Annotated in this window: 15 protein-coding genes; 2 read left to right on the top strand and 13 right to left on the bottom strand. The window is 31.9% G+C overall.

Annotated features, from left to right (window positions below; all coding sequences use genetic code 11):
• The first annotated feature begins 34 nt into the window (after positions 1-34).
• Positions 35-643 carry a hypothetical protein gene (locus tag NFS43_RS22150; protein ID WP_251555069.1) on the top strand — a complete coding sequence of 203 codons (609 nt, stop codon included), beginning with the start codon at positions 35-37 and terminating at the stop codon, positions 641-643.
• Between the two features lie 542 nt (positions 644-1,185).
• Here NFS43_RS22150 and NFS43_RS22145 read toward each other — a convergent pair.
• The 11 genes from NFS43_RS22145 to NFS43_RS22100 form a co-directional block, all read right to left on the bottom strand.
• Positions 1,186-2,019 carry a YecA family protein gene (locus tag NFS43_RS22145; protein WP_251555068.1) on the bottom strand — a complete coding sequence of 278 codons (834 nt, stop codon included), beginning with the start codon at positions 2,017-2,019 and terminating at the stop codon, positions 1,186-1,188.
• Between the two features lie 17 nt (positions 2,020-2,036).
• Positions 2,037-2,555 carry a hypothetical protein gene (locus tag NFS43_RS22140; RefSeq protein ID WP_251555067.1) on the bottom strand — a complete coding sequence of 173 codons (519 nt, stop codon included), beginning with the start codon at positions 2,553-2,555 and terminating at the stop codon, positions 2,037-2,039.
• Between the two features lie 360 nt (positions 2,556-2,915).
• Complete coding sequence (locus NFS43_RS22135; RefSeq protein ID WP_251555066.1) at positions 2,916-3,056, bottom strand: hypothetical protein; 141 nt, start codon at positions 3,054-3,056, stop codon at positions 2,916-2,918.
• Between the two features lie 172 nt (positions 3,057-3,228).
• Complete coding sequence (locus NFS43_RS24475; protein WP_277613996.1) at positions 3,229-3,360, bottom strand: hypothetical protein; 132 nt, start codon at positions 3,358-3,360, stop codon at positions 3,229-3,231.
• Between the two features lie 442 nt (positions 3,361-3,802).
• Positions 3,803-4,006, bottom strand: coding sequence for a DUF2933 domain-containing protein (locus NFS43_RS22130; RefSeq protein WP_251555064.1), 204 nt, complete (start codon positions 4,004-4,006; stop codon positions 3,803-3,805).
• The gene (locus NFS43_RS22125) at positions 4,006-4,197 is read right to left on the bottom strand and encodes a hypothetical protein (RefSeq protein WP_251555063.1); all 192 of its coding nucleotides are present in this window, start codon (positions 4,195-4,197) and stop codon (positions 4,006-4,008) included. Before NFS43_RS22125 ends, NFS43_RS22130 begins: the two co-directional genes overlap by 1 nt.
• 157 nt (positions 4,198-4,354) lie before the next feature.
• Positions 4,355-5,359 carry a F510_1955 family glycosylhydrolase gene (locus tag NFS43_RS22120; RefSeq protein ID WP_251555062.1) on the bottom strand — a complete coding sequence of 335 codons (1,005 nt, stop codon included), beginning with the start codon at positions 5,357-5,359 and terminating at the stop codon, positions 4,355-4,357.
• 369 nt (positions 5,360-5,728) lie between these two features.
• The gene (locus NFS43_RS22115) at positions 5,729-6,403 is read right to left on the bottom strand and encodes a response regulator transcription factor (RefSeq protein WP_251555061.1); all 675 of its coding nucleotides are present in this window, start codon (positions 6,401-6,403) and stop codon (positions 5,729-5,731) included.
• Between the two features lie 23 nt (positions 6,404-6,426).
• Positions 6,427-7,800 (bottom strand): sensor histidine kinase, encoded by a 1,374-nt coding sequence (locus NFS43_RS22110; protein WP_251555060.1) that lies wholly within the window; start codon positions 7,798-7,800, stop codon positions 6,427-6,429.
• Positions 7,801-8,028: 228 nt separating this feature from the next.
• Positions 8,029-8,646 carry a YdhK family protein gene (locus tag NFS43_RS22105; protein ID WP_251555059.1) on the bottom strand — a complete coding sequence of 206 codons (618 nt, stop codon included), beginning with the start codon at positions 8,644-8,646 and terminating at the stop codon, positions 8,029-8,031.
• 300 nt (positions 8,647-8,946) lie between these two features.
• Positions 8,947-11,427, bottom strand: coding sequence for an ATP-dependent DNA helicase (locus tag NFS43_RS22100; RefSeq protein WP_251555058.1), 2,481 nt, complete (start codon positions 11,425-11,427; stop codon positions 8,947-8,949).
• 156 nt (positions 11,428-11,583) lie between these two features.
• Between NFS43_RS22100 and NFS43_RS22095 the strand changes: the two genes are divergently transcribed.
• Positions 11,584-12,510 carry a hypothetical protein gene (locus tag NFS43_RS22095; RefSeq protein ID WP_251555057.1) on the top strand — a complete coding sequence of 309 codons (927 nt, stop codon included), beginning with the start codon at positions 11,584-11,586 and terminating at the stop codon, positions 12,508-12,510.
• A 57-nt stretch (positions 12,511-12,567) separates the two neighbouring features.
• On the opposite strand, the gene NFS43_RS22090 is transcribed toward NFS43_RS22095, so the two are convergent.
• Together NFS43_RS22090 and NFS43_RS22085 are read right to left on the bottom strand one after the other, a co-directional pair.
• Complete coding sequence (locus NFS43_RS22090) at positions 12,568-12,885, bottom strand: restriction endonuclease subunit S (protein ID WP_251555055.1); 318 nt, start codon at positions 12,883-12,885, stop codon at positions 12,568-12,570.
• Positions 12,885-13,259 (bottom strand): restriction endonuclease subunit S domain-containing protein, encoded by a 375-nt coding sequence (locus NFS43_RS22085; RefSeq protein ID WP_251555053.1) that lies wholly within the window; start codon positions 13,257-13,259, stop codon positions 12,885-12,887. Before NFS43_RS22085 ends, NFS43_RS22090 begins: the two co-directional genes overlap by 1 nt.
• Positions 13,260-13,331: the final 72 nt, after the last annotated feature.

The raw sequence follows: 13,331 nt of genomic DNA, 5'->3' as shown, positions 1-13,331 counted from the left end.
AGCTGGATTGCTTTTTGAAATCGGCAGTAATAGAATGATCATCGATAAAAATGCCGCAGATTTTATACAAAAGGAAATAGAAAAAAGGGAAAAGGCAAAAAGCCGCAGAAAAAAAGATGTGATTGAAGATATATTGGAAGAAAACACCCATACCGAAATGCAATATTATCTTGCCCTATTAGGTAAGTCACTTGGGTACAAAGTTTGGATTGCACGCAATGATCATAAACGGGAATGGAATGGGAAAAACCTTGGTGAGTTTTCCATTGATAATTTTAAAGTTTTTAATTTTCCTCCAGCTGTTGCCGATACAATTGCATTGATTGATGTTTTATGGCTTGATCATGACGAAAAAGTGATTGCTGGTTTTGAAGTGGAAAAGAGTACCTCCATTTATTCCGGCATCCTGCGATTGACAGATTTATCACTTTCAATTGAGAGCGAATCCTGTCAATTTTATTTAGTAGCACCTGAAAAAAGGGAAAAAGAAATTAAGGCTCAATTACTAAGGCCATCCATTCGTTCTATTGATTCCCAAACTATTTCATATCTGTTATTTCATGATTTACGTTGTGATTGTGATGCCATGTGTAAATTTGGCAATGATGCTACCATTCTAAATAAAATCTCAAAAACCGTTTAATTATTTATTTGATGAAAAGATGTCACGATTTCTCCTTACAATCTTCATACTTTTTCACTAATATCCAGTATGAGAATAACTAAGGGGGAATAAAAAATGTAAACACAACTTCAAAGGAGGAAATTCAATTAAGATATTGTACACTCCTTATTCCTGATTAGCCTTTCTCATTTCTAATAAATCTCCCTCCAAATACAAATAATAAACTAGAGTAGTAAATGATCTTCTGGTGCTTGAAAAAAGCTGATTGCCTGATTACGACCAAGTGATTTTACCACCCTTGCCAAATTTTTTACCAGTGTTCACCAAGGAATTTACCACTCGTTGACAACAAATTACACCAATGGTGGTAACGTCAATAAAGTATGGAATACATAATTAAAGATTTGGAAAAATAAAAAGCCTAATCCCTCCTTACTTTAGCGAGGAATTAGGTATAAAATCTTCAACAATAGCCCCGATTATTGAAGAAAAAGTTAGTCCTTAATTTTTATTGTCTTTGGGAAGGACTCTTAAATATAGATTAAAATCCTGTTTACAAATCAGTTTTTCCATGTTTTAAATGACTGTTTTCTTTGGCGTTTGAAATTTTTTAGATCTTTTTCGAGAAATAATATCTTATAATGTTCATGCTTATCTTCACCAGTTCTAAGACAACAGTTTTTATACTTTTCACCTGAATTACAAGCACATGGATCATTTCTACCCAAACCCTTAAATTCTTCATTTAAATCTAAAACGATATGTAATTCCCATTTATCGTAGGGGTTTGTCCAATTTTTCATTAGATTTTCAAGCATTGCATAGTTATATTCTTTACCCTCTGGAAAGAGAACTGCGAATTTATCAAAAGGATTAGTAACTATAGCAATACCATGAAACTCTATGTCTTCGGCAATTCGAAAACATTGTTCACCGTTATATATTTCTCCTATTTCGTGACCACAAGAATTTCTTAGGGAAATAACCTGATTGCAAATCGAGCATCGCCATTTTTTTACGGTTGATTCTCTACTACTGAAGACTTGATATGGAAACAACTTTTGTAATTGGTTAATAATATTTTCAATAAATTCCAAACCATATTTATTACCACTGTAATCTAAGTGCCTCCGAAGGAAGTGTAATTCGATGTCTGCACGTTCTAGTTTACACCATGCTGAATAATATTCTTTTTTTTCTAGTTGTTTATAAGCAGTTAAAAAATGATTTATTACTTTATAAACCTGTTCTAAACACCAAATATTTTTAGCCTCTTCTTGGTCTCCTTTATTTACAGCTATTTTTTTAAATTCAGATAGTTGATCTAAAATATCCTTATTTAATTTTATTCCTTTAAAATACTGTAAATACTTAGAGATTTGTAGAATATCCACAATAGCTCACCTTCTGCTTAAATATTAAATTCATTAGCAGTTTTTAAAGTTTCCTCAAATTTTTCTGCATCTCCTTCATAAAAGATATTTTTAGACTTATCACCATCCACAACTGTAATATTAACTTTTACTTTTAAATCGGTTTTATGATTACGCTCTTGGATTTTTTGATAAAGATAGTTTGCAATCAAACCTGTAGCTATTGGGAGAACCCCCATTGTAACTATCATACTAGATAAAGTAATTAAATCAGCATGTAATTCAAGTTCTGCATAGTCTTCATCAGAAATACAAATATCCCCAATCAACTTATTAGAGTCATAATTCTTAATAAACTTATAGAATTCCATTGTTTGTTCTGGAAAAACAGGACCTTTAGTAGTTTTAAACCCCTCATACGGTAATAATAATAAATTTGCTTTTTTTAAATCCTCTTCAAGACCTTTTGGAAAATATGGTTTTGAATAAATTTTCTGGAAGTTTAAGTCACTTTCAGTTATTACCAAGTCATTTACTTTATCGCTTTCGTGAATCATTTCGTTTGCTCCTTTTCCTTTTTTATATAAATTATTATATCATGTGTTACTTAAAAAACTGGTCCTAAAATGGAAAAAACACTTTCCTTATTGCAGGAAAGCGCCCCTTAATGAAATAACTATTTATGTCTCAAAGCTAATTCTTGTTGAACTAACGCACCCGTTTAAGTGTATCCATTTGGGCAGGGCAGGTACATTATTTCTTTTTGTACTTATGCTAATTGGCTATAACTTTGAATGAAGAAAATAGATAAACTCTACCGCCATTTCCTTAGATATGGCGGTTTTTGGTTTTACTTACTTTATTAAAAAAAACAAAGAGGGTAGCTATTCAAGCTACCCTAAAAGACAATTAATGATTTATTTTTTTTTGTCAATCACAACAGATTTTAGCTTTTTAAAATTCTCAATAGTTTTGTCATCTAGAGTGTTTACAAATCCAAGAAAACAAACCACGCTCAATCCCGCAAAACTAAAATTCAGAATACCTTTTTTGTCCATGCTTTCCCCTGCTTTCTAATTTAAATTGAAGAAAATAAATTAAAAGGAGATATTTAAAATGAAAAACAAAGGTGGACATGCTTATCATATCATAAAAAAGACAAAAATCACGTTATTTTTTATTTTTCAGAAGAAAATTTTTATTCTGCTGTTACCTCAGCAGCTTCAATGATTAGAGCAAGAAGACGTAATTTAGACAAACTACACTTGCATATTTTTGAATTAAATCCAGACCGTTTTTTAATGTAGGAACTTCTTTAATCAAAGGTTGTAAAACAACATCAACCTTTTTAATATCAATCATCAATCTAGACCTCTTTCTCATAATTAATTATAAATGAATCTTTATCAACAATTATTCTAGGTAATTTTAATACTTATGCAACCGATAATAAATGGGTTAAACGACTAAACTGCCGAGTTAGTTTAAGTTCATTTATTCACAAGACGCTCTATACTTAACATAGATATCCAGTTTTACTTATTAAGCGTTATTCAAGATAATAGCCCGTTTGCGGAAGATTGATCTTATTATTGAACATCAATCAAAAGTGTGTAACAACTTAACATTATTGATTCCAAATATTACGACTCTTTTCTTTGTTAATCAAACCAGATGGTACGAAGTGGTAAACAGGTTGTAATGCATTGGTACACTTTTTGTCACTCAACGGTAAAAAATATGTCAAGGATGGTACATTTCACTGACAGTAATCAGATTGCCACGAATGGCAACGGCTATTTTATTAAGATTCTTTTTTTACAAGTGAAGATAGGGCATCTACTTCTTTTCGAAGCTTTTCATTTTCAGCTTCTAAATGCTTCATTTTATTATTCAAATCATGTGATGAGTGAGAATCATGATGGTTATGGCCGCCCATCATTCCTTTCATACAAAAAATCATCATTAACGGACAAATGAGCAACGCCAAAACGGATAACCAACTCATTATTTCACCTCCAAATCATGGTGATGCCCGCACTTATGGGTATGTTCTTCTTTATTATTGCAATGGTCATAGTGCTGATGTTCATGGTTATGACTTAATTTATCAGAGCCTTTACAATCACCGCAGCATTTATTTTTTTCGGAAGTACTAAAATTTAACGATTCAGATTCAACAGTTTTTCCAAATTTCATATAAAATTCCTCCTTTTTTTCTTACCTTGTACTTATATACTAGTTCAAAAATATGGAGAAATTTTGTGTTTTCTTAGGACAATGTGTTACAACTCGATACTTGGAAGCACAAAAAAGCTAAGGAACTACTCCTCAGCTTTTTGAATGAATAAAAAGTCTATTGTAACTGCCCTTCTTTTACAAGTAAATTCCAATTATTTGCCCCATCAGTTGTTTGATAAATATTCCCGTTAAAAGAAACAAAAGTCAATTCCTTTTCATTCTGCGGGTTTTGTGCCAAATAAAGCACTGCATCCTGTTCCATTTTTGGCAGAGATATATTTTTTTCACTGCCGTCAGTTAAAGAGCGTTTTACCAAAAGTGCTGTTCCATTATAGCCTCCATACCAAAGACTATCCTTGGAGAGAAACACGGCAGTACTTTGCAAATTATCTACAATACGTTCAAACGTCTCTCCTTTATCCTTTGATAAATAAATTCCTTTTTCACCAGCTGCGGCAATCATGTTAGCATCAGTCGGATGGACTGCTAACCCCATGATCTTATCATTTAATCCTTTTGCTTGAACTTGTTTCCAAGTCTTCCCGACATCGTCACTTCTATAATACTTTCCTGCTTCCATTGTAGAATTCTTTTCTGGGTTCAATACAAAAATCAAATTATTACTGTACCCTACACCCATACTATGAAAATCTGTTTCTCCTTCAAGGGAAATGTTATTCAAAGTTTGTCCATTATCCGTACTGCTTTTTATACCAATCGGATTAGGCAATTTAGAATCTGCTCCGGGATGGCCACTTGAGTAAAATCCTTTTTCAGTTGCGTTAAAACCCATATAGTCGTTATTTTCTTTCTTTGTTTGATACCATTTACCATTTTCATAAACCTTTAAACCATCATGAGCAGCAAAAAAAGGAACATTTTGATTCCCGACATAGCCAACTCCATGTATATGGTCTATTTTCCCATCAAATAGTTTAAAAAAGCTGTTTGATGCTATATTTCCTTGATTTCCGTCGGAATTAGTTTCTTCATTTGCCTTTTCTGTTTGCTGCTGTTCAGAAGATTGTTGTGGCTCTTTAGTTGATTTTGTATCCTGCCCACATGCTGCTAAAACTAATATCATTGTAAGAAGACCTAATGTAATAAAATATTTCTTCAATCTTTTTCTCTCCTTAATCTTGTGTATCTGATTTTATCCAACAATATATATACATTTCTATGGACTAGTTCAAAGAATCGTCTTACGAAACGTTATTTTAACCATTGATTGTGTTTTTTTATTTCTTATCTTTATTCCTGTTCATGGTCCTCCAAATAATCATAATTATCGTTACGAAAAAAAAACAAATTATAGTCATCTGCGAAAACCAGAAGATCATGTGATGCAACATCATATTTTTCCCCATCATCATCCCCATTGAAGTTGGAGGAAACCAAGTCATTTTAATGACAAATATTAAGAGCGAAATCCCAAGAATGATAATCAAAAATAAAAATATGGTGGACAGTAGCTTTTTCATTTTCTCACCTATTCTACTTTGTAGCCGATTCCCCAAACTGTTTTAACGGGCTGCTCATGAACCCCTGCTGCTTTTAATTTATCCCGAAGATTTTTAATGTGAGAATCAACCGTTCGATCTTCGCCAGTAAACTCTATACCCCAAATCAGTTCAACTAATTGTTCCCTTGAGAGGACATTTCCTTTATGTTGTAAAAGAACTTTTAGTAGATCAAACTCAGTTTGCGTAAGGCTGATTTTTTTATCATTATAAATAACATTCCGAGCATTTAAGTCAACTTTTATCCCTTTATATTTTAATAAGTTCTCCTTTTCATCAATTGGATGGATTCTTCGCAGCAAAGCGTGAACCCTTGCTACTAATTCCTCGGCTTCAAATGGTTTGACTAAATAATCATCTGCACCTTTTGATAGCCCGGAAACTTTATCTTTCAAAGTCCCTTTCGCCGTTAACATGATTACCGGCAATTCTGACACCATTCGTACTTGTTCAAGTGTCTGCCAGCCATCAAGCTGAGGCATCATTACATCTAAAATCATTAGATGATATTCATGTTTAAAAATTTTTTCATACGCTTCCTTCCCATTCTCAGCTTCTTCCACAGCAAAACCCTCCTGCTGTAAATAAAGCCTCAAAAGCTGTCTCATTTCAAACTCATCATCGACCACCAATATTTTAATCATCGCTTATTCCTTCCCCTATTAGATTATATTTTCAAGGATATTGTGAAAGTTGAACCTATATTTTCAACACTTTCCACCGTAATTTCCCCTTCATGTGCTTCCACAATCTGTTTGACAACATACAGGCCAAGTCCGGTTCCTCCTGTTTTTCTTGCACGAGATTGTTCAATACGATAAAAACGGTCAAATATTTTGGTCAATTCTGCCTTTGGAATGCCAATCCCAGTGTCCTTAATTTTTATTTTTATTAAACCTTTTTCTTTATAGGATGAAATGAAAATTTCCCCTTGCTGTGTATATTTCATTGCATTTTCAACAAGGTTATATAAGACTTGCTCCATTCTTTTAGGGTCAAAACTGATTAGCGGAATTTCATGTAAGTTGGAGGTTATCTTTAACCCCTTTTTCAATATTTCGGGCTGGAGATTTGTTATAACCTTATCGATAACCTGATTGAGATTTGAAAACTCACGGTCTAACACAAATTCATTTACCTGCAATTTAGTCATTTCAAATAAATCATTTACTAAAATCGATATACGTTTAGCCTCATTATTGACAATTTGTAAATATTGCTTTTGTTCTTCATTGCTTTTATACATCCCCTTCATTAATATATCGCTATATCCTTTAATATAAGTTAGAGGGGTGCGAAGCTCATGGGATACAGCTGCTAAGAAATCATTTCTACTGTCTTCAAAGTATTGAAGCTGTTCCCCTAATGACTGAATAGAGTTTCCTAACTGTGCAATCTCATCATCACCTACAACGGGAATTTTTTGTTGGTACCTCCCAAGGGACATTTTATTTGTCGCATCCTTCATCATTAAGAGCGGCTTTGTAAGTCTTTTGGATAAAATCCCGATAAATCCAAAAGCGAGCAATATAACTCCTAAGCTGGCTACTAATATTAATAGGTTTAATACAACCACAATTTCCCGTAATATATTGGCGGGATAGTACATATATACGTAACCTTCATTTATTCCAATAGGAGAAACGGAAATAATATAATCATGGTGCTTCCAATCACTTTCTATTAGCAGTCCTTTTTTCAGTTTCTCTCCTTTAGCTAATAAATGATTTTTCATATCTTCATCCGGGGGAACCGAAGAACCAATTACATTTTGAGCAGGATCAGTGATTAAAACCTTGGTTGTTGCTCCTTTTTCCATTCTGATTACATGCGCTATTGTTGCCTCATTAAATTGTCCTTCCAGAACCTTTGCGTGATTATTTCCTCTTACAAGCAAATCCTGCTTAACATAATCGCCGAACACATTAATAAAAACTCCATATAATATGGACCCTAGAATGAAAAGTAAAACAACAAATATTCCGCTGAAAAGTAATCCAAGTTTGGTCGATATACTCTTTATTTTCTTAATTTTTTTCATTAAATTACTCCTTGAATTTCAATAAAAAGTAATCATTATTTACATCATATAATAATAATATCGAGAAATTATGGAGAAATCTAATTCTGCAGTAATCCAGAATGTTTACTGAAAATTAAATTTCAGAACAATATGTTTGGCCACAAATCGATAGCTTATAAATAATAAAAAATGGAAAAGAGATCGGCTTGTTGTTGCCAATCCCTTTAAATTTCCAAGATATTTTATTTATTTTACAGGTGATAGTTCACTTTCTGTTACCCACATATGATTTGTTATCTTTTCACCAGTTTTAATATCGGTGTAATCAACCATATATACTGTTGTTTGTTCTTCGGTATCAATTGTTGCCTTTGCTCCATCCATTCCTTTCATATGTTCTGCATTTAAAACCACCTCATCACCCTTTTTATATGGTTCATCAGTGGCATTTTCAATTTCTTCATGAATCACCCATTTGTGATTTTTAACCGGTTCCCCACCAGTAGTCGGGGTATATGTAACCGAATAGACCGTAGTATCGAAAGCTCCTGAAACCGTTGCTTCTGCATTATCCATCCCCGGCATATGATCAGCATGAATAACCACTTCACTGCCTACAGGATATTTCGGAATTTCTGCCTCTGCCAAACCTTCCGGAACCTCCCCTGAACCTGTGTGATTCATTTCTGAATGATCCATTCCTTCCATAGAATCGGATTCATCACTTTTACTCATATTTTCATGAGAATTAGATTTGTTATCTGCATTATCTTTTGGAGCTGTCTCATTATTGCCTCCACAAGCAGCTAAAAATAAGACTAATAAAAATGAAGCAATTCCTAAAAATACTTTTTTATTTTTCATTATTACCATCCTTTTTAACGTATTTATTGTCTAATATAGATTATCAATAAAATGTGGAGATTTTATGCAGATTTTATAAGGTTTTAGTATTAATTTACATTTTGTCTTTTTCTAAAGTTATATATTACTTAAAATATATGTTAAAAAAATAAAACGCTGATTATTCAGCGTTTTATGGTCTTGTTATAAAAATTGGTGTTTATGCCCCTTTATATCTTTCATCAATCCTGTTTCTAGTTTTTTCGCCTTACGTACGAAGGGTCCCCCTTAGCCAAAGCTCAATAACACTTGAATATTTGTTCACATTAATTTTGCTGGTTTGAAGTGATTCTCAAGAATTTCTAAAGGTTCAACTAGTGCTCTACAGAATTTTTTGCAGGGGCTAGGATAGAACTTCACAGTATTTGCTCCATATTCTTTTATTAGTTTATGTTCAATTTCATCCTTATATTGTTTTCCACAAATACCACTGCAGCCAAGTTCATGACATTTTGGCATTACAGTCTTTCTTTTTGTCCCATTAATTTTCTGTAAACGGCTTTTTTCTTCTTCGTTTGAAAAAGGGAACCCATTTTCAATAATGGCTGTATCCTCCCAATTAAAATAATAAATATCAATTAAATATTGATAAAGGTCATCGGGAGTCTTTTTCTCACGAGGAAAATATACCTTCTTTTGTTTACATATTTCTTTTGCAAACTCTTTTTGTTTATTGGTAATTATATTTTTTTTCTGACGAGTCTTCGGTTCCTTTGATACCTTTATTTCTTTTTTTATTTCAGGAATAGCCAATAAAACATCCTTTGTAACAATACTTTGTCTAGAGTATTGTTCATATCGGGCTTCACTACCTTGGTTAAACTTCTGAAGTATAAACGACTTAGCCTCTTCAAACGATCTGGTTATTTTATACCCCTGTTTTTGAAATTCTTCTTGAATTCTTATTCCATACTCTCTGGTAAAAATGCGTGGGTCTAATACAGTAAAAACCCCAAAATCATTAATATCACGAATTAACCTTCCTGCTGCTTGATTTAACTTATTAATCATATGAGGGAAAGATACCATATCAAAAAATTCATCTTCATAACCCTGACCAATTAATTTTAAAAATGGATCAGTCGGTACTGGGAACGGTAATTTAGTTAATATAACAGACACTAAAGAATTGCCCGGAACTGAAAAGCCTGAGAAAAAACTGCCTGATCCGACTAATACACTTGTTTCATCTTTCTTAAACTGATTTGTTAATTTTTCAACTCCACTTTGTTCTTGGACATATAAATTAATTTGTTTCATTTCTAAAAACGAGGATAAGTCTTTTGATACATTTATCATGTGTTCCTTTGATGTCGTAAGGATCAGACTTCTCCCCTCAGTATAGGAAATCATTGATTTTATTTCCTTACTGATAGAACTAAGGTATTTCGAACTATTTGGATCCTCAATACCTTCTGGTACATATACAATTGCTTGATTAAGGTAATCAAATGGAGAATTTATTTTCTTTGTAATTACTTCGTTATTATTTAATCTCCATTGCTTAATTAATGAATCAAAATCACCGTTTGATGTTAATGTCCCTGACATTACAATAATTTTGTTGGTAATAGATAGAAACTTAATAAATTTCCTAAAATCCGACGGAAATGTTTCAGAAATCAGACTAAATTTTTTCTCTTCGTAATTAATCCAACTTACAAATTTAACATCAAGGATTTTATGCAATACCATTGATAAATCTTCAAGCTCGCTACCTTCATCAGACTTATTATAAAAATGTCTATGTAGGTCCCTTGTTGATTTTTCTATTAAAGAATCATTAACAATTGTGCTTAATTCCTTTAATATTGTAATAAGCTCATCTGATACAGGATAGCGACCTTGTAGAGAAATTTCATCAGATTTTATTTTAATATTAAAAAATTCATCAATCGAGTGTGTTAACTTTTCATACCTTTTTTTATGGGTTTTTGAAATATCTCTCCTTAAACTTTTCAGTTTGAATATAGTAAAAGATTCTTCAAGTTGATTCAAAAAATTTTCCAAAAAGTGGTGAGCTTCATCAATGATAATTATTCCCGGTTCAACAGGGATCATGGGGCTTTGTCTTGGTTCTGAAGTAATATTTAATACTGACCTAATTAGTTGATCATGATTGGTTATTAATAGGTCGTTAAATGGAGACAAGAAGCTTTGTCTATGTCCATTTGTTGGACATACTAGTGAGTATTCACACTGTTCACATACTTTTTTAGAAACTTTTAGGGCAACTTTTTCCCATTTAACATCGTTAACATCTAGCATACAATGGTCTTCAAATTCATTTCTTTGCCCAGTTTCTGCCTTTTTAAAAAATTCTGTAAACACTTCTTTTTCTTTTGGAGAAAATTGTTTTTTCCTAGCTTTAAACTCTTTATGACAGTAATAATTTGCTTTTCCCTTTGCCAATAAAGGTTGTCCTACTAGCTTTACCTCTTTTAGCAAAGGAACTTCACTATTCATTAATTGCCCTTGTAGATTGATAGTGGCCGTGGCATAAACCACTCTACAATTTCTACCTTTATTAGCTTCAATCAATGCAGGAACAAGAGAACCTAATGATTTTCCAGTACCAACCGGTGCTTCCATAAACATAAGCCTTTTTGATTCTGATTTGTCCAAAAACGCTGCTACGTCCATTGCCATTTGAACTTGTGAATATCTAATTGCATCTGTTTTATAGTACTCTGTGATTTTTTCTTCAAAAGTATTAAAGATTTTCTCAGCTTTGGATAACAAAAGCATCCTCCTTCAACAAACAGATGTTCTATACTTTTATGATATCATATTTTATCGAAATTTGTAAAATAAGAAGTATTTAGTATTAATAGTCTATATTGATTTGTTAGAATTTTATTACCCCTTAAAAATTCGGTTTAAAAGGAGGTAGATAACATGCCAAACAAAATAGAATTAAAAATGATTGATAATGGTTTAGATTTCATTTTGAGGTCATTTAACGACTTAGAAAATAATGAGTTAAAATATACTGCCCTACATCTTTATTCAGGCGTTTTACTTATTCTGAAGGAACGTCTCTACAATGTTGACGAGAAACTAATATTTGAAAATACAAATAAATATAATCGCAATAGCCTTAGAAACGGAAATTTCCAATCAGTAAAATATGAGACACTCTTATCCAGATTAAAAGAAGCCAATATAATAATACAGAACGAATTTAAAGCGGAGCTTGATTGGCTAAGATCCGAAAGAAATAAAATGGAGCATTTCCATGTCAACATTCGAATTGAAGCTTTAAAATCCCATATTGTTAATATTCTTATTCATTTAGTTCCTTTTATAAAAAATGAGCTTGTTTACAATTACTTTTTAGATGAAGATGATGAAAAATTACAATTTATCATTGAATACCTGCATAAATACAACGGGTATATTAAAGCAAAATTAAAATCAATTGAACAACAAGAACACCTTAAAATACAGATGATAGATGGGCTGCAGTGTCCGTACTGCTCAAATGATACTATTATTATTGAAGGGGATTCTGAAGCGTATTGTTATTTTTGTGAAACGAGATTCACAGATTTTGAAGTTGAATACATAAATGAAAACTATAATTTACACGAAATTGCTATAGACGGTGGTACTGACCCTCGTTATGAGTGCATTGATTGCAGATCTCAAGCTATGATTTATATTGAGGATAGTCACTCATATATATGTCTTTGTTGTGGGGTATGGTACAGTGCAGAGCAAATTGCAACTTGTGCAAGATGTGAATCTCAATTGGTTTATAATAAATATCCAGATGAACCAGCTTTTTGTGATTATTGTTTAGATTTTTTTATATCATCTTAATTAATTCTCATGAAAAAAATAAGGAGCTTTTAGTTATTATCAAGCTCCTTTTTTAACTTAATTTATTCGATTGGTGAATGTTTTTTGTAATATAGCTTTAATTAATTTCTCACTTTCTTGAAATGTTAGCTTAATTGTTTCGTCAAGTTCATGAAAATATTTTAATAGTTCTTCTATCTTCATAACAATTCTATTTTGCTCATTAATTGGCGGTAAGGGAATAAGAGTATTTGCAACAATAGATTGGTTAATTTTAGGCATGGTGCTAGAGGTCCCTGTAGCATTTTTTCTAAAGTATTCTCTTGTATAATAAGAACTTAATACATAGTATATAAATTTTATGTTTATAGGTTCGACCACTTTAATTTTCATCATTAAATCAGGGTAAAAATATAAGCATTATCATTTCCATCGTAAATACAACTTATACCGACCTTTTCCAATGAGTTACTTCTCTGAATTAAAATATCACCTTTTTTTAACCATAAATACGAATTCTCCGGGATTTCCTCTTCAATATATTTAAAATGTTCTTCTTTAAAGAAACCACTACTTGTTGCTGTTAATGTAAGATTTTTTGTTGAAGTTGGATAATCAACACCTTTAGGAGAATATCCATTTTTAGGTGGTTCAAGAATAATATCTTGTAATCTTATCCACATCCAACTATTTGGTATTTCAAAATATTTGTCCTCATTTAATATTGGTAGCAAAGTTTCCGGTTTCTTAATCTTATTTTCTCTAACCAATTTTTCTTTTTTTCTTTAATTTTTTTCATTAATAGAATTGTAGTTTTGTTACTGACATAATATATTGTCCTG

Origin of the sequence: Neobacillus muris, assembly GCF_943193175.1 — a bacterium.
In the GTDB taxonomy this organism is placed as follows: domain Bacteria; phylum Bacillota; class Bacilli; order Bacillales; family Cytobacillaceae; genus Neobacillus; species Neobacillus muris.
The sequence above is the reverse complement of the archived record's forward strand: the minus strand, read 5'-3'. Positions and strand labels throughout refer to the sequence as shown.